Source organism: Streptomyces sp. Mut1 (genome assembly GCF_030719295.1).
Lineage (GTDB): Bacteria > Actinomycetota > Actinomycetes > Streptomycetales > Streptomycetaceae > Streptomyces > Streptomyces castrisilvae.
In genome coordinates this window covers 5,752,826-5,769,779 of the sequence record NZ_CP120997.1, presented here as the reverse complement: position 1 = coordinate 5,769,779, position 16,954 = coordinate 5,752,826, and the positions used below count along the sequence as shown (strand labels likewise).

The 16,954-nt window shown below is 73.0% G+C and carries 14 protein-coding genes; 5 read left to right on the top strand and 9 right to left on the bottom strand.

Annotated features, from left to right (window positions below; translation table 11 throughout):
- Positions 1-2: 2 nt before the first annotated feature.
- From P8A18_RS25210 to recG, 5 genes are all read right to left on the bottom strand, one after another.
- Positions 3-611, bottom strand: a complete 609-nt coding sequence (locus tag P8A18_RS25210) for a YceD family protein (RefSeq protein ID WP_306057887.1) — start codon at positions 609-611, stop codon at positions 3-5.
- 208 nt (positions 612-819) lie between these two features.
- Entirely contained in the window at positions 820-2,007 is a 1,188-nt protein-coding gene (locus P8A18_RS25205) for a F0F1 ATP synthase subunit B (RefSeq protein WP_306057885.1), read from the bottom strand.
- Between the two features lie 110 nt (positions 2,008-2,117).
- Positions 2,118-2,597: a pantetheine-phosphate adenylyltransferase gene (gene coaD / locus P8A18_RS25200; protein ID WP_306061143.1), complete on the bottom strand. Its 480-nt coding sequence runs from the start codon at positions 2,595-2,597 to the stop codon at positions 2,118-2,120.
- Positions 2,598-2,623: 26 nt separating this feature from the next.
- On the bottom strand, positions 2,624-3,208 hold the full coding sequence (gene rsmD, locus P8A18_RS25195) for a 16S rRNA (guanine(966)-N(2))-methyltransferase RsmD (RefSeq protein ID WP_306057883.1): 585 nt from the start codon (positions 3,206-3,208) through the stop codon (positions 2,624-2,626).
- 140 nt (positions 3,209-3,348) lie between these two features.
- Entirely contained in the window at positions 3,349-5,568 is a 2,220-nt protein-coding gene (gene recG / locus P8A18_RS25190; protein WP_306057881.1) for an ATP-dependent DNA helicase RecG, read from the bottom strand.
- Between the two features lie 175 nt (positions 5,569-5,743).
- On the opposite strand from recG, the gene P8A18_RS25185 reads away from it, so the two are divergent.
- Positions 5,744-7,669: an HSP90 family protein gene (locus tag P8A18_RS25185; RefSeq protein ID WP_306057880.1), complete on the top strand. Its 1,926-nt coding sequence runs from the start codon at positions 5,744-5,746 to the stop codon at positions 7,667-7,669.
- The gene (locus P8A18_RS25180) at positions 7,666-10,587 is read left to right on the top strand and encodes a tetratricopeptide repeat protein (RefSeq protein WP_306057879.1); all 2,922 of its coding nucleotides are present in this window, start codon (positions 7,666-7,668) and stop codon (positions 10,585-10,587) included. Before P8A18_RS25185 ends, P8A18_RS25180 begins: the two co-directional genes overlap by 4 nt.
- 156 nt (positions 10,588-10,743) lie before the next feature.
- Here P8A18_RS25180 and fakA read toward each other — a convergent pair whose 3' ends face one another.
- Positions 10,744-12,378: a fatty acid kinase ATP-binding subunit FakA gene (gene fakA, locus P8A18_RS25175; protein WP_306057877.1), complete on the bottom strand. Its 1,635-nt coding sequence runs from the start codon at positions 12,376-12,378 to the stop codon at positions 10,744-10,746.
- A gap of 270 nt (positions 12,379-12,648) precedes the next feature.
- Between fakA and rpmB the strand changes: the two genes are divergently transcribed.
- On the top strand, positions 12,649-12,834 hold the full coding sequence (gene rpmB / locus P8A18_RS25170) for a 50S ribosomal protein L28 (protein WP_003965989.1): 186 nt from the start codon (positions 12,649-12,651) through the stop codon (positions 12,832-12,834).
- Between the two features lie 113 nt (positions 12,835-12,947).
- On the opposite strand, the gene thiD is transcribed toward rpmB, so the two are convergent.
- Together thiD and P8A18_RS25160 are read right to left on the bottom strand one after the other, a co-directional pair.
- Positions 12,948-13,757, bottom strand: coding sequence for a bifunctional hydroxymethylpyrimidine kinase/phosphomethylpyrimidine kinase (gene thiD, locus P8A18_RS25165; RefSeq protein WP_306057875.1), 810 nt, complete (start codon positions 13,755-13,757; stop codon positions 12,948-12,950).
- 10 nt (positions 13,758-13,767) lie between these two features.
- On the bottom strand, positions 13,768-14,739 hold the full coding sequence (locus P8A18_RS25160) for a thiamine-phosphate kinase (RefSeq protein WP_026249636.1): 972 nt from the start codon (positions 14,737-14,739) through the stop codon (positions 13,768-13,770).
- 241 nt (positions 14,740-14,980) lie between these two features.
- Here P8A18_RS25160 and P8A18_RS25155 point away from each other — a divergent pair, with 241 nt between their 5' ends.
- On the top strand, positions 14,981-15,214 hold the full coding sequence (locus tag P8A18_RS25155; RefSeq protein WP_018551737.1) for an Lrp/AsnC family transcriptional regulator: 234 nt from the start codon (positions 14,981-14,983) through the stop codon (positions 15,212-15,214).
- A gap of 53 nt (positions 15,215-15,267) precedes the next feature.
- Entirely contained in the window at positions 15,268-15,723 is a 456-nt protein-coding gene (locus P8A18_RS25150; protein WP_306061141.1) for a DUF3515 domain-containing protein, read from the top strand.
- 58 nt (positions 15,724-15,781) lie between these two features.
- Here P8A18_RS25150 and P8A18_RS25145 read toward each other — a convergent pair whose 3' ends face one another.
- Positions 15,782-16,939 (bottom strand): D-alanine--D-alanine ligase family protein, encoded by a 1,158-nt coding sequence (locus P8A18_RS25145; RefSeq protein WP_306057871.1) that lies wholly within the window; start codon positions 16,937-16,939, stop codon positions 15,782-15,784.
- Positions 16,940-16,954: the final 15 nt, after the last annotated feature.

The window sequence follows — 16,954 nt, the reverse complement described above, 5'->3', positions numbered from 1 at the left end:
GGCTACTTCTCCTGCTTCTTGTCGACGCCGGGTGCGGCGCCGCCCATGTTGTCCTTCTCGCCGTCCTGAACGGTCTCGGCGAGTCCTTGCAGTGCCGCCCAACGTGCGTCGACGGCATCGTGGTGGTGGCCCGGATTCTCGTCCAGCCTGATTCCGCATTCGGAACACAGACCGGCGCAGGTCTCCTTGCACACCGGCTGCATCGGCAGTGCGAGCACCACCGCATCACGCAGCACGGGTTCGAGGTCGAACAAGCCGTCCTCTAGGAAATACCTGTCCTCGTCGTCCTCGGCGTCGTCGACCGGGTCCGCGGTCTTGCCACGGTTCCGGTCATCGGCGTCAGGGTACGAGAACATCTCCTGGAAGTCCGCCTCCACCTCACGGCTCAGCGGCTCCAGACACCTTACGCACTCCCCCTCGGCCGTCGCACGGGCGGTGCCGGTGACGAGCACACCTTCCATGACGGATTCGAGGCGGACCTTCAGCTCCACCGGGGCGCCTTCCGGCACTCCGATGACGCCGGCGATACCGAGATCGGCGGGGGCGTCCACCGTGCGGGTCAGCCGCTGCATGGCACCGGGACGCCGACCCAGCTCGTGCGTATCGAACACGAGGGGGTTTCGGTGGTCGAGGTGGCCGTTCAGGGCTTTTCCTGCTTTCGGATCGAACGCGTCACGCGCGGTGGGGGTGGGAGGGGCCGACCGGTCCGGAGTCGAAGCGGGCAGCCGGGATCGCGGACATGCGCGCGACCGAGGATCCAGGATACTGGACTCACCGCTCAGCTCCCAATCCGGGCCCGCGCGGCATGATCGTCCGGGGTCAGCGCTCCTGCTCGTAGCGGCGCAGCTGGTCCAGGTCGATCATGCTGGTGTCGAACAGACTGGTCTCGTCGAGGGCGCCCTCGCCGTGCTGCTGGAGCGGCTGCTGCGCCGGTACGGGCTGCTGCCAGGCGTCGTAGCCGCCGCCCTGGGCCGGCATCACGGCCTGGGCCTGCTGGTCGTAGCCCTGCTGCTGGTAGGCCGCGTACGGGTCGGGCTGCTGCTGGTAGCCGTAGACGTCCTGCTGCGCGGGATCCTGGTAGGCGTCCTGCCGGGACTGACCCTGGTAGGCGTCCTGCCGGGACTGGTCCTGATAGGTGTCCTGCTGCGACTGGTCCTGGTAGGTGTCCTGCTGCGACTGGTCCTGGTAGGCGTACGTCTGCGCGTACTGCGGCTCCGGCTGGGCGGGGTACTGCGGCTCGGACTGGTGGGGGACCTGGAGCGGCTGCGGGGTGGCCACCTCGGCCAGCCCGGCCCAGTGGTCCTCGTCGCTGGTGTGGCCCTGGCTGCCCGCCGCGTCCTGGGCGGCGATGTGCGCGCCCAGCTCGTCGGTGGCGACCCGGCCGTGCAGCTTCTGCCGGCCCCGGCCGACCGCCTCCAGGGTCTTGGCGAGCACCGCCTCGAAGGCGCCGAGCTTGGTGTCCACGTACTCGTCGGCCCGGCGCTGGAGCGTGGCCGGGTCGGCGCTGCGCTCGGGGGCCTCGGTGAAGTCCGGGTCCTCGTAGCCCTGGTCGTCGAAGCCCCGGCCGCGGCCGAGGAGCTTCTCGCGGCCCCGGTCGACGGAGCCGATGGTCTTGGTGAGGACGACCTCGAAGTTGGCGAGCTTGCTGTCGACGTACTCGTCGGCCTCGGCGCGGACCTCTTCGGCCTCCTTGCGGGCCTCGGCGAGAATCCGGTCGGCCTCGGCCTGGGAGCGCCGGGCGATCTCGGTGTCGGAGACCAGGGTGGTGCGCTCGGCGTGGGCGTTCTCGATGATCCGGCCGGCCTCCTGGCGGGCCTGCTCGACCAGTTGCTCGTGACCGCCGATGACCTCGGCGGCCTGGGCGAGCGAGCCGGGCAGGGCGTCGCGCACCTCTTCGAGCATCGAGAGCAGGTCGGCGCGGTTGACCACGCAGGATGCCGACATGGGCATGGACCGGGCGTTCCCGACCGTCTCGACGATCTCGTCGAGCTTCTTCTGCACGTCCACCGTGTGCTCGCCACTCTCTACTGCCGATTGGAGACGGACGGGACGACTGTACGGCCAGTCGGCGCCCGTCCGACACCTGCGGGGTGCGCGGCTGACGCCCTGTCAGCGGCTCAGCGCTGCGCGAGGCGTTCGGTCAGGACCTCGTGGACGACCGGGGGCAGCAGGTGGGAGACGTCGCCGCCCCAGGTCGCCACCTCCTTGACCAGGGAGGACGACAGGAAGCTGTAGGTGGGGTTGGTCGGCACGAAGAGCGTTTCGACGCCGGAGAGCCCGTTGTTCATCTGGGCCATCTGGAGTTCGTAGTCGAAGTCGCTGACGGCCCGCAGGCCCTTCACGATCGCCGGGATATCGCGTTCCTTGCAGAAGTCGACCAGCAGTCCGTGGAAGGACTCGACCTGGACGTTGCCGAAGTCCGACGTGACCTGGCGGATGAGCTCCATCCGCTCGTCGACCGTGAACAGACCCTTCTTGGACTGGTTGATCATCACCGCGACATGTACGACGTCGTACAGCTTCGAGGCACGGCCGATGATGTCGAGATGTCCGTTGGTGATGGGGTCGAACGACCCCGGGCATACGGCGCGGCGCAACTTGATTCCCTCGCTCTCCGGTCCGGTCATCGTGCGTCTTCGCACGTAGCGGCGGCGCGACCGTACCAAAGCGTTCCCTCGCCGTAGCGACGGGCCCGCAATGGCTCGAAACCCTTGGGCCAGCTGAATTCTCCGCCTCTGGTGCTGCGTTCCACGGTGACGAGCGCGTCGGCTGTGAGCCACCCCTGGGAACGGAGTGTGAGCAGGATCTCGCCAAGATCGTCGTCGGTGACGGCGTAGGGCGGGTCCAGGAAGACCACGTCGTACGGCTCCGCGGGTGCCGGGCCCGTCACGATCTGTTCCGCTTTGCCGCTGCGGACCTCGGCACCGTGCAGGCCCAGGGTGCGGGCGTTGTCCCGGACCGTGCGGACGGCCTTGGTGTCGGCCTCGACGAGCAGGGCGTGGGCCGCGCCCCGGGAGAGCGCTTCGAGGCCGACGGCGCCCGAGCCGGCGTAGAGGTCGGCGATCCGGATGCCGTCCAGGGTGCCGAGGAGCGCCTGCCAGGTGGAGAACAGGCCCTCGCGCGCCCGGTCGGATGTGGGGCGGGTGCCGGTGCCGGGCGGGACGGCCAGGCGGCGTCCGCCGGCCACGCCTGCGATCACGCGGGTCATGGGTGACTGTTCCTCGGGTCGGGGCGGCGCGCGGGGTGGAGCGGGCGCCGTGCCTCCCACGATATGGCGTCGGCGGGGACGGGGCGCTCCGGGGCCCGGCGGGGCCTGGGGACGGGGCGCCCCGGGGCCCCTGCCCGTGCTCACCCCTTCTCCAGGTACTCCTCGCGGTCCTTGTCGAGCAGGGCGTCCAGGGCGGTGCGCAGCTCCGGCAGGTGTTCCAGCTCCGGGTCGGCGGCCACGACGGTGACGGCCTCCTGGCGGGCGGCGGCGATGACCTCCTCGTCGTCGATGACGCTCAGGACCCGCAGCGAGGAGCGGACCCCGGACTGGGCCTGGCCCAGGACGTCGCCCTCGCGGCGCTGTTCGAGGTCGATGCGGGACAGCTCGAAGCCGTCCAGGGTGGCGGCGACGGCGGAGAGGCGGGCGCGGGCCGGGCTCGCCTCGTGGGCCTCGGTGACCAGCAGGCAAAGGCCGGGGGCCGAGCCGCGGCCGACCCGGCCGCGCAGCTGGTGCAGCTGGGAGACGCCGAAGCGGTCGGCGTCCATGATCACCATCGCGGTGGCGTTGGGGACGTTGACGCCGACCTCGATGACGGTGGTGGCGACCAGGACGTCGACCTCGCCCGCGGCGAAGCGGCGCATCACGTCGTCCTTGTCGTCGGGCTGCATCCTGCCGTGCAGCACCTCGACGCGCAGGCCGCTCAAAGGGCCCTTCGCGAGCTGTTCGGCGATCTCCAGGACGGCGAGCGGCGGGCGCTTGTCCGCCGTCGCCTCCTCCTCGGCGGTCTTCTTCTTCCCCTTCTTCTTCGCGGGGTCGTCCTCGTCGTCCCCGATGCGGGGGCAGACCACGTACGCCTGGTGGCCGTTCTCCACTTCCTCGCGGACCCGTTCCCAGGCGCGGGTGAGGAAGTGGGGCTTGTCCTTGGCGGGGACGACGTGGCTGGCGATGGGTGAGCGGCCGGCCGGCAGCTGGTCGAGCACGGACGTCTCCAGGTCGCCGAAGACCGTCATGGCGACCGTGCGGGGGATGGGGGTGGCGGTCATGACGAGCAGGTGCGGGGGCTGTTTGCCCTTGGAGCGCAGGGCATCGCGCTGTTCGACCCCGAAGCGGTGCTGCTCGTCCACGACGACCAGGCCCAGGTCGTGGAACTTGACCTTGTCCTCGATCAACGCGTGCGTGCCGATGACGATGCCGGCCTCGCCGGTGACCAGGTCGAGCAGGGCCCGGCGGCGCGCGGCGGTGCCCATGGAACCGGTGAGCAGGACGACCTTCGTCCCCTGGTCGGAACCGCCGAGCATGCCTCCTTCGGCCAGCTCCCCCATCATCTCGGTGATGGACCGGTGGTGCTGCTGGGCGAGGACCTCGGTGGGCGCGAGCATCGCGGCCTGCCCGCCGGCGTCGACCACGGCGAGCATGGCGCGCAGGGCGACCATGGTCTTTCCGGAACCGACCTCGCCCTGGAGGAGACGGTGCATCGGGTGTTCGGTGGCGAGGTCGTCGAAGATCTCCTTGGTGACCTTCAGCTGGCCGTCGGTGAGGGTGAACGGCAGCTTCGCGTCGAAGGCGTCGAGCAGGCCGTCGGGGGCGGGGCGGCGGGCGACGGCCGGGAGCTGGGTGTCGGCGAACCTGCGGCGGGCCAGGGCGACCTGGAGGACGAATGCCTCGTCCCACTTCAGCCGGTCCCGGGCGGCCGCGACATCGGCCTTGGTCTGCGGCCGGTGGATCTTCAGCAGGGCCTCGGGCAGCGAGGTGAAGCCGCGGCCCTCGCGCAGGGCGTCGGGCAGCGGGTCCACGGCGTCCTGGGCGCTGGGCAGCACCGCGTCGACCGCCTTGGCGATCCGCCAGGAGTCGAGCTGCTTGCAGGCGGGGTAGATCGGCAGCAGCTTCCCCGCGAAGGCGTCCACGGCCTCGGTCGCCCCGGGGTCGTCCGCGGAGGCGGCGTCGAGCAGCTGGTACGTGGGGTGGGCGAGCTGCATCTTGTGGTTGAAGACGGAGACCTTGCCGGCGAACATGGCGCGCCGGCCCGGCAGCAGGTCCTTGTGCGGTTTGTGGACGCCGTGGCCGAAGAAGACCAGCTGGAGCCGGCCGTGGCCGTCGGTGAGGGTCACTTCGAGTCGCTTGCCGCGGCCCCCGTTGAACGTCAGCACACGGGCGTCGGCGACCTGGGCGACGACCGTGACGTGCTCTTCGAGCGGGAGGTCGGTCAGCGCCGTGAGCCGGCCGCGCTCCTCGTACCGGCGCGGGTAGTGATGCAGGAGATCACCGACCGTGTGCAGGTCGAGGTGGTCCGCCATCACCTTCGCGGTGGCGCCACCGAGCAGCTTCTTGAGGGGTTCGTCGAACGCAGACACGCGATCCATTGCACACCACCGCAGTGACAGTTGTCCGGCGGGCACCGCCGTGGGCCCCGGAAACCCCTGGTCGCAATGGCCGCCGCGACCTAGGATCGGCTCCCCCACGCCTCTCCTTCGCGGTCACCCTCCCAGGGACCGCCCGACCCGCGCTGCCGAAAGGTCCCCCACCGGCGCTGCGACGATGACATCCGAGACTTCAGCAACCGATTCCGCCGCCGCCCGGGAACCGCACACCTTCCAGGTGGATCTGCGCGGACTGGTCGACCTCCTCTCCCACCACCTCTACTCCTCGCCCCGCGTCTACCTGCGCGAGCTGCTGCAGAACGCCGTGGACGCCATCACCGCCCGCCGGGCCGATGAGCCGGACGCGCCCGCGCTGGCGCGGCTGTACGCCGGGGACGGCCGGCTGCGGGTGGAGGACAGCGGCATCGGCCTGACCGAGGCCGATGTGCACAGCCTGCTCGCCACGATCGGCCGCAGCTCCAAACGGGACGGCGCCGATTCGCTCGCCTCGGCGCGTGCCGGGTTCCTCGGCCAGTTCGGGATCGGGCTGCTGGCGTGCTTCGTGGTGGCCGCCGAGATCCGGGTGGTGAGCCGGTCCGCGCGGACGCCCGGGGAGCCGCCGGTGGAGTGGTGCGCCCGTGACGACGGTTCGTACACCGTCCGTACGCTGCCCGACAGCGCGCGCCCGGAGCCCGGGACCACCGTGTATCTGACCGCCCGGCAGGGGAGCGCCGAGTGGCTGGAGGAGGAGCGGGTGCTCGCGCTGGCCCGTGACTTCGGTTCGCTGCTGCCGTACGACGTCCGGGTCGGTGAGGCGGCCGTCACGGCGCTGCCGGCCCCGTGGGACCGGGCGTATCCGAGCCCGGCCGCGCGGCGGGTGGCGCTGGCGCGCCACTGCCACGAGCAGTTCGGCTTCCCACCGCTCGACACGATCGATCTCGCCCTGCCGCTCGCCGGGATACGCGGGGTGGCCCATGTCCTGCCGTCGGCGGTGAGCCCGGCGCAGCGCGCGGGTCACCGGGTGCATCTCAAGGGCATGCTGCTGACGGACCGGGCGGAGGAACTGCTGCCGGAGTGGGCGTTCTTCGTGCGGTGCGTGATCGACACGGACACCCTGCGGCCCACCGCCTCGCGCGAGGCGCTGTACGCGGACGAGACGCTGGCCGCCGTGCGGGACGCGCTGGGCGACCGGATCAGGGAATGGCTGACGGGACTCGCGGCGGGTGATCCGGAGCGGCTGGCGCAGTTCCTGTCCGTGCACCACCTGGGCGTGAAGTCGCTGGCCAGGCACGACGAGGCGATGTGGCGCACGATGCTGCCGTGGCTGCCGTTCGAGACGACGGACGGCCGGCTGTCCCTGGAGGAGTTCGCCCGGCGCCACCCGGTGGTGCACTTCACCCGGACCGTGGAGGAGTTCCGGCAGGTCGCGCCGATCGCGTCGGCGCAGGGCATCGGGGTGGTCAACGGCGGCTACACGTACGACACCGAGCTGGTCGAGCGGCTGCCCGCGGCCCGGCCGGGGACGGTGGTCGCGGAGCTGGACGCCGATACGGTGACCGCGCATCTGGACGCCGTGGACCCGGCCGAGGAGCTGGCGCTCGGCCCGTTCCTCGCGGCGGCGCGGGCCCGGCTCGACCCGCTGGGCTGCGATGTGGTGCTGCGCGCCTTCCACCCGGTGACCACTCCGGCGCTGCATCTGGACGACCGGTCGGTCCGTCATGAGCAGGCCAGGGCCGAGGCCGAGGCGCGGGCGGACGATCTGTGGGCGGGCATTCTGGGCTCGTTGCGCGGCAGCGCGCCGCGTGCCCGGCTCGTACTGAACCAGCTCAACCCGCTGATCCGCCGCATCGGTTCGCTGGACACCCCGGAACTGGCGGCGACCGCGACGGAGGCGCTGTACGGGCAGGCCCTGCTGATGGCGCAGCGTCCGTTGCGCCCGGCCGACTCGGCGCTGCTGAACCGGGCCTTCATGGGTCTCCTGGAGTGGGCCGCGCCCCCTGCCGCTCCCCCGGCCGCGCCCCCGGCCCCACCGCTGTCCGCGCCGCCCGGCGCCACGTCCCCCGGCCCCACCCCGCCCGTGAACCCCCAGGAGGACGGCCGATGAGCGCCGACGCAGCGACGATCCGCCAGGCCCTGCGGGACATGCAGGACGAGCCCGAGGGGCCCGCGCGCAACGCCCGCTCGGAGCGGCTCCTGGCCGAGGCCGAGCAGAGCGGGGACGGCGCGCTGGTGATCGAGGCGCTCGTCCATCAGCTTCAGGTCTACAACTACAGCTCCGAGAAGGACAAGCTGTTCGTGCCCTTCGCGCGGCTGCTGAAGCTGTGGGACGAACAGCCGGGCGACTTCGACCGGTTCATGACCCATCATCTGTTCTGGATGTTCAAGTGGGTCTCCAGCTCCATGGTCGACCAGCCGCACATCCCGCTCGCCTCCATCGAGAAGTGGCAGGCCGAGATGGCCCACCGCTACCGGCTCGCGGGCCACTCGGAGCGGGCCGTGCGCCAGGGCGAGCTGGAGATCGCCCGGCATCTGGGCGACCTGGAACGGGGCGAGCGGGCGTACACCGCCTGGCTGGCCGCCGACCGGGACCGGATGGCCAACTGCCACGCCTGCGAACTGCACGGGCAGGGCGCCTGGCAGGTGCTGCGCGGGCTGGACGAGGAGGCGCTGAAGACCTGGGCTCCGGTGCTGGACGGGGAGCACGTCTGCGCGCACGAGCCGCACGCCGTGCTGGCGTCCTCCCTGCTGCCGCTGCTGCGGACGGGGCGCGCTGAGCAGGCGCGGGCGCACCATCTGCGCGGCTACCGGATGGTCCGGCCGATGGAGAGCATGCGCTACTCGGCCGCGCTGCACATCGAGTTCTGCGCGCTGACCGGCAACGAGGCCCGGGGCCTGGAGATCCTCGCCGAGCGGCCAGCGTACTTCACGGACAGCGGGAACCCCAGCAGCCTGATGAGCTTCCTGACCGTGACCGCCCTGCTGATGGACCGGCTCACCGCGCTGGGCCACGGCGGGCAGTCGGTGCCCGGCCCGGCCGGGACGGAGTGGACAGCCGCCTCGCTGGCCGTCGGGGCCCGGAGCCGGGCGCTGGCCCTGGCCGCCCGCTTCGACGAGCGCAACGGCAACGGGTACGTGGGCGGGGAGGTGCGCGAACGGCTGGCGCGGGTCCCGCTGCTGGACCGGCTGCCACTCGGCATACGGGCGGCGCGGCCGGTGAGCACGGCCCGGCCCGCCCCCGTACCGCAGGTGGCCGCCGGGGGCGCGGACGTGCCGGACCTGGCGGCGCTGCTCGCCGAGGCGCGCCGGCTGTCCGAGGCGCTGCGCCCCGAGGCCGGGGCCGCCTGGCGGGCGGTCGCCGCGCGCGCCGAAGCGGAGGGGGCCGTCCTCGCGGACCTGGACCGGGCGACGCTGGAGGACCACCTCGCGATGGACGGCACCCTGCCGCCCGCCGGGGCCGCGCGGGCGTTCGAGAAGGCGGCCGGGCTGTACGAGGCCGGGGACGACGCGGGCGAGGCCGTCGCCGCCAGCGCCCGGGGGGTCTTCGCCCGTGCGCTGGACGGGGAGACCGATGAGGCGGAGGCCCTGATCGCGCCGCTCGTGGAGCAGGCCCTCGCGCTGCACGCCCGGGGCGGGGCGACGGCACGGCAGGCGTCCGGAGTCCTGGTCTGCCGGGCCCGGATCGCCGAGCAGCGGATGCTGCGGGCGGCGGACGAGGAAGCGCACCTGGCCGCCGTCGCGGAGCTGGAGGAGGCGGCCCGGGAGGTGCTGGCGTTCGCCGAGCCCCGGCGCGGCGAGGGCCGGGTCGCCACCAGGATCGCGGAGGCGCTGGGCCACCTCGGGGATGTCGCGGCCCACCGGGGCGACGACCCCGGCGCCCTCGGCCTGTACGAGCGGGCCGCCGCCGAGGCGCACGGGGCGGGGCTGCCCTGGAGCGCCGTGGACTACGAGGCACGGACGGCGCGGACCGCCGGCCGGCTGCACGACCACGCGACGGCGGAACGGGCCGCGCGGGCGGCGCTGGAGCACGGCGAGACGTTGGTGAGCCCGTCCGGCCGGGCCCGGCTCCTTCTCCAGCTGGCCGAGGCGCTGGCCGCGACCGGGCAGCTCGCCGAGGCGGCGGACCGCACTCTTGACGCCTCGCACTGGGCCGACGAGGCCGGTGAGAGCGAGTCGCTGGGGGTCTACGCCCGGCACCAGCTCGGTGGCCGGCTGCTGGGGCTGGGCCGGGCGGCGGAGGCGGCGGCCGTGCTGGAGGCCGTCCTGCCCGACATCTCGGCCGACGACCACGGGGACGGCATGCTCGTCCAGACGCTGTGGTGGCTCGGCGACGGGCTGATGGCGCTGGACGAGCCGAGGGCGGCGGCGGAGCACCGGCTGCGGGCTGCGGACATCGCCCGCGCCTGGCCGGAGCAGCACGACCACGCGATGCTCGCCCAGCTCGCCGGGGAGTCCCTGTACCGGGCGGAGCTGAACGCGGAGGCCGAGCAGGCGTACGCGCGCGCCGGGGAGCTGTGGCGGTCGCTGGACGAGGTGCCGGGGCTGGTGCGGACGCTGCGGGTACGGGCCTGGATCGCGCTGCGGGAGGGCCCCTCGGGGATGAGCGCGGCGCGGGCGTTCATGGCCGGTGCGGAGCGGGAGTGCGAGGCGCGTCCGGAACTGCGGGCGGAGCTCGCGAGCACGTACGGGCAGACCGCCGACCTGATCGTCCGGTCCTGCGAGGGCGAGCCGGGCGAGGCGGGGGACGATCCGGTGCGGGTGGCGTACGAGGAGGCGCTCGGGTACGCGGACCGGGCGGCGCGGGCCTTCCACGAGGCCGGCCCCGAGCAGCTGGCCTCGCGCACGGCCTCCGTGCTGATGGCCGCGTGGCTGGAGGCGGACCTGGGCCGGGGCCGGGCCGCGCTGGGGCGGGCGGCGCAGGTGGTGGCCGCGTACGAGGGCGTGCCGGAAGGGGCGGACGAGACGGTGGACGCGCGGCGGGCGGAGGTGGAGTCGGTACGGGCGTACGTGGCCCGCACCGCGTAGGGCCCCGGCTGGGGAGGGGGCGGTGGTTCGGCGCCGGGACCGTCCGGTGTGCCCCCTCGTCCTCGGTCGCCGGACGGGCCCGGTCGGATGGCCTCGCCGGACGGGCCCAGTCGGGTGCCTCCGGCCGGACGGGCCCGATGTGGCGCTCCGGGCCGGCTACTCCACGCCGATGAGGAGCGGGGCTCGTTGGTGGCCGCCGTCGTAGACCGTGGTGTCCACCGCCAGGTAGCCCTCGCGGACGTGTTCCTCCAGGGTGCCGGCGAGGGTGGCCGGGGTGTCCTCGCCGAGGACCAGGGTGACCAGTTCGCCGCCCGCCGCGAGCATGCGGTCCAGGACCTCGCGGGCGGTGCCGGGGACGTCCTGGCCGATGACGGCGACGTCTCCGTCGATCAGGCCCAGGATGTCGCCGGCCTGGCAGATGCCGGCCATGGTCCAGGACTGCCGTTCGGCGACGGCCAGTTCGGCGTAGCGGGTGGCGCCGGCCGCCGAGGTCATGGCGACCACGTCCTCGTCGAAGCTGCGGTCGGGCTCGTGGACGGCCAGGGCCGCGATGCCCTGGACGGCGGCCCGGGTCGGGACGAGGGCGACCCGGACGCCCTGGGCCCTGGCCTGTTCGGCGGCAGCGGCGGCGGTGTGGCGCAGGTCGCCGTCGTTGGGCAGCAGGACCACCTCGCGGGCGTGGGCGCGGCGGATGGCGTCCACGAGTTCGCCGCTGGCGGGCGGCTCCCCGGGCCGGGCGAGCACCGTCGTCGCGCCGGCCTGCTCGCACAGGGCGGCGAGGCCGTCGCCCGGGACGACCGCGACGACCGCGCGCCGGGCGGGTTCGGGGCGAGCGTGCGCCCGGTCGGCGGCGAAGTGGGTGATGCGGATGCGGTACGGCCGGCCGGCCTCGACGCCGGCCTCCACCGCGGCCCCCGCGTCGTCCACGTGCACATGGACGTTCCACAGGCCGTCGCCGCCGACCACCACCAGGGAGTCGCCGAGCCCGTCCAGCCGGGCGCGCAGCCGCTCGACGGCCTCGTCACCGGCCTCCAGGAGGTAGATGACCTCGAAGGCGGGGCCGCCCCCGGTCCCCTCGGCGGCCGGGCACTCCTCGGGGCCGGCGTGCGTCGGGACGAACGGGGCGGGGTTCTCGTACGGCCGCTCCGGGGCCCGTCCCGAGACGGCCTCGACGAGGGCGCCGAGCAGGGTCACCAGGCCGCGTCCGCCGGCGTCGACCACCCCGGCCCTGGCGAGGGCGGGGAGCTGTCCGGGGGTCGCGTCCAGGGCGGTACGGGCCCCTTCGTACGCGGCTCGGGCGACCTCGGCGGTGTTCGCGCCGGGCGGTGCGCAGCCCGCCGAGGCGGCGGCCCGGTCCGCGACGGTGAGGACCGTGCCCTCGACGGGGTGGGCGACGGCTTCCCGGGCGGAGGCGGCGGCCCGGTCGAGCGCCAGGCGGAGGCGGTCGCCGCCGGTGCCGTCGGCGAGCACACCGGCCATGCCGCGCAGCAGCTGGGCCAGGATCGTGCCGGAGTTGCCCCGGGCGCCGATCAGCGCCCCGTGGGCCATGGCCCGTACCGCGTCCGCCGCCGAGGGCACCGAGGTGCCGGTCTCATGGGCGGCGAAGACCGCTTCGACGGCGGCGGCCGCGGACTCCACGGTCAGGTAGAGGTTGGTTCCGGTGTCCCCGTCGGCGACGGGGTAGACGTTGATCGCGTCGATCGCGGCGCGCTCGCGGCCGAGCGCCTCCAGGGCCAGGGAGCACCAGGTCCGTACCGCCACGGCATCCGGTTCGTCGGCGGTCTGCGGCACCTGGAAGTCCTCCTCGGAACACGGACTCGGATCACGGGCGGGGGCGGCTGGCTGCACCGCAGAGTAGCTCCGGCCGGGGGGTCCGGGCGGTCCGGGGGCGGGGCGGGCGGGTGCGGATCCCATGGTAGTTTCGTATCTCCGACGCAGCCGTTGTATGCTGCTTCGGTTGCCCGACGAGAGTCGGGACATTCCCCCGGTACCGCCACTTCAGTCAATGAATCCGGCGTGCCGGATTTCACTGTAAGTGCATCTGAAGTTTTGGAGTGACCCGTGGCTGCCAACTGCGACGTTTGCGGCAAGGGGCCGAGCTTCGGCAACAGCATTTCGCACTCGCACCGCCGTACGTCCCGTCGCTGGAATCCCAACATCCAGCGCGTGCGTGCCGTGGTCGGGCGGACGCCGAAGCGGCTCAACGTCTGCACCTCGTGCATCAAGGCCGGCAAGGTCGCGCGCTGACGTTCCCGTCGTAGCGCAGCCCTACCGGTTGCCCAAAAAGCCGGTCCATCTCGATGGACCGGCTTTTTGCCGTGCCCGCGCGGAGGGCGCCCGCGCCCCGGCGGGGCGGGCGGTCAGTCCGCGTCGCGCAGCCGCCAGCCGTGGCCGACCGGGCCGATGCCGGCGCCGAGCGGGAAGCCCGCCTCGATCGCCCCGGTGACGTACGCCTTGGCGGCCCGTACGGCCGTCGGCACGTCGGCACCGCGCGCCAGGTGGCTCGCGATCGCGGAGGCGAGGGTGCAGCCGGTGCCGTGGGTGTGGCGGTTGTCGTGGCGGGGGGCGCGCAGCCAGTGTTCCTCGGCGCCGTCGGTCAGCAGGTCGACGGGTTCGCCGGGCAGGTGGCCGCCCTTGACCACGACCCAGCGGGGCCCGAATCCGAGCAGGGCGGCGGCGGCCCGGCGCATCCCGGGCTCGTCGGTGACGGTGATGCCCGTGAGCTGGGCCACTTCGTCGAGGTTCGGGGTCGCCACGGTCGCGACGGGCAGCAGCTTCGTACGGACCGAGTCGAGGGCTTCGGCGGCCAGCAGCGGGTCGCCGTGCTTGGAGACACCGACCGGGTCCACGACGGCCGGGGCGTCGGTCCCGGCGAGGAGTTCGGCGACGGTCTCGACCAGGTGCGCGGACGACAGCATGCCGGTCTTGACCGCGTCGACCCCGATGTCGTCCACGACGCTGCGGTACTGGGCGCGCACGGCTTCGGCGGGCAGCTCCCAGGCGCCCTGGACGCCCAGGGAGTTCTGGGCGGTGACGGCGGTCAGCACGCTCATTCCGTGCGTGCCGAGGGCCAGCATCGTCTTGAGGTCGGCCTGGATGCCCGCACCGCCGCCGGAGTCGGATCCGGCGACGGTGAGCACGCGGGGAGGTACGGAGGGGGTTATCGGCATACGCCGCAATCTACGGGGCGTCCTCGATGTCGCCGAAGTGGTCCCAGCCGTTCTTGCTGGTCCAGGGCGCCCCGTCGACCGTCACCTGGGGTAGCGCCGAGGGGTTGAGGACCTCGCCGATCACCTTCCAGCGGGCCGGCAGCTTCACGTCGGGCGGGAAGGTCGCGACGATCGCGTGGTCCTCGCCGCCGGTCAGCACCCACTGGAGCGGGTCGACGCCCACGGCCTGCCCGATGTCCGCCATCTGCGAGGGGATGTCGATGTGCCCGGAGCGCAGGTCGATGCGGACCTTGCTGGCCTCGGCGATGTGCCCGAGGTCGGCGACGAGCCCGTCGCTGACGTCGGTCATCGCGGTGGCGCCGAGCCCGGCGGCCGCGGGGCCCGCGTGGTACGGCGGTTCGGGGCGGCGGTGGGCCTCGACGAAGGCGCGGGGCGAGCGGAAGCCGCGGGAGAGCACGGCGTACCCGGCGGCGGACCAGCCGAGCCAGCCGGTGACGGCCACGACGTCGCCGGGCTGGGCGCCCGCCCTGGTGACGGGTTCGTGGTTGCGCAGGTCGCCGAGCGCGGTGATCGCGACGGTGATGGTGTCGCCGCGCACCACGTCACCGCCGACCACGGCCGCCCCCGCGACCTGGCACTCGTCGCGCAGGCCGTCCATCAGCTCCGCGGCCCAGGTGACCGGGAGTTCGGCGGGGACGACGAGGCCGAGGAGCAGCGCGGTGGGCACGGCGCCCATGGCTGCGATGTCGGCGAGGTTCTGCGCGGCGGCCTTGCGGCCCACGTCGTACGCCGTCGACCAGTCGCGCCGGAAGTGCCGTCCCTCCAGCAGGATGTCCGTGCTGGCCACGACCCTGCGGTCGGGGGCGGTCACGACCGCGGCGTCGTCGCCCGGCCCGAGCCGGACCGCCGGAGTGGTGGTGAGCCGGGACGTGAGCTCTCTGATGAGCCCGAACTCCCCCAACTCGCCCACGGTTGCCTTCACCGAGTCTCACCTCTCATTTTCGTACCGGGCGCTCGCCCGGTCTGTCCCCCGCCCGCGCCGCCCCAGTCGCGGTCGCGTGCCGTCACTGCTGTCGGTACTGTCAAGAGATACGTCAACTTGTGCGTTCTGTACGCCACGCTGGGGCGTCATCCGGCCCGCAGGTCTCCCCGCGGCCCGCGACGACGCGATAACGTGGCGTCCCTTTCCCCCACATGATCCTCGTGGCCGCCCTGGAGGTTCCGTGGTACAGGCGTACATCCTTATTCAGACCGAGGTGGGCAAGGCGTCGACCGTCGCCCAGACCATCTCCAAGATCCCGGGAGTGACCAAGGCAGAAGATGTCACCGGCCCCTACGACGTGATCGTGCGCGCCCAGGCGGACACGGTCGATGAACTCGGGCGCATCGTGGTGGCCCGGGTCCAGCAAGTGGAGGGCATCACCAGAACCCTGACCTGCCCGGTCGTTCACCTGTAGCCCCCGTCTACGCTGGGCCGGTGACGTCATCCAGCCGCCGGCTCCCCCACCCCATGCTCCTCGGTCCGTCCGCCGCCCTGCTGCTGATGGCCGCGGCGGGCTGCTCCCCGGGCGACGCCTCGGCATCGGTCGCGGTACCCAGTCCGTCGCCGGAAGCCGCAGCCTACTGCCGTGCGCTGGACAAGGAACTGCCGGATACCGTCGCCGGTCTGGAGCGCGAGGACCCCGGTCCCGGTTCGGAACTGACCGCCGGGTGGGGGGACGGGGCGATCGTACTGCGCTGCGGGGTGCCGCGCCCCGCCGAGATGGACGACGACCAGTCGAAGGGGATCACTGCGGACGGCGTCAACTGGATGCTGGAACAGCGTGAGGACGACGGGCCCCGGCTGACGACCACCTTGCGCAAGGCGTACGTCGAAGTGACCTTCTCGAAGGCGTACGCGCATGACACGACCCCGCTCGCGGCTCTGGCCCCGGCGGTGAAGAAGACGGTCCCGAACCGGCTCTGAGGGCGTGCGCTTCCCGTGGGGGAGAGCGCACGCCCTTCGCCGTACCGTGCGGGGTGCCTCAGCGCAGTCCGGTCGGCCGGTCCAGTGCCGCCTGGATGAGCCGGTCCACCAGCTGCTGGTAGCTGACGCCGCTCTCCTGCCACATGCGCGGGTACATCGAGATCGGGGTGAAACCCGGCAGGGTGTTGATCTCGTTGATGACGAAGCCGCCGTCCTCGGTGAGGAAGAAGTCGGCGCGCACCAGGCCCTCGCAGGACGCGGCCTCGAAGGCCTCGACCGCGAGCCGCTGGACCTCGGCGGTCTGCTCGCCGGTGAGCGGCGCGGGCACGATCCCGGACGCCGAGTCGATGTACTTGGCCTCGAAGTCGTAGAAGTCGTGCGAGGTGACGGGCGGGATCTCGGCCGGCACGCTGGCGCGCGGCCCGTCCTCGAACTCCAGGACGCCGCACTCGATCTCACGGCCCCGCAGCAGTGACTCCACGAGGAACTTGGGGTCGTGACGGCGGGCCTCCTCGATCGCCTCGTCCAGCTGGGAGACGTCCTCGACCTTGGTGATGCCGATGGACGAGCCGGCGCGGGCGGGCTTGATGAAGAGCGGCCAGCCGTGCTCGGCGGCGAACTCCGTGATGCGCTCGCGGGCGCCGGCCGGGTCGTTGTCCCACTCGCGGGGGCGCACGACCACGTACGGGCCGACGGGCAGGCCGAAGGAGGTGAAGACGCGCTTCATGTACTCCTTGTCCTGGCCGACGGCCGAGGCGAGGACGCCCGCGCCCACGTACGGCACGCCGGACAGTTCCAGGAGGCCCTGGAGGGTGCCGTCCTCACCGTAGGGGCCGTGCAGGACGGGGAAGACGACGTCGACCTCGCCGAGCGCCTTGGGGACCGAGCCGGGCTCGCTGTAGACCACTTCGCGGCTGCCGGGGTCGACGGAGAGCACGACGCCGCCCTCGTCGGACTCGGCCAGCTGCGCCACGTCGGGCATCTTCCGGTCCGCGATCGCCATGCGTTCGGGTTCGTCGGCGGTGAGCGCCCAGCGGCCGTCCGTCGTGATGCCGATCGGCAGGACGTCGTACTTGGTCCGGTCGATGGCGTTCAGGACGGCACCGGCCGTGACCACCGAAATGCCGTGTTCGGAGCTGCGGCCGCCGAACACGACGGCCACACGCGGCTTGCGGAGCTGGTGCTCCGTGCTCTGGGGGAGGTTCTCGCTGCTCATATCGCGATGAGCGTA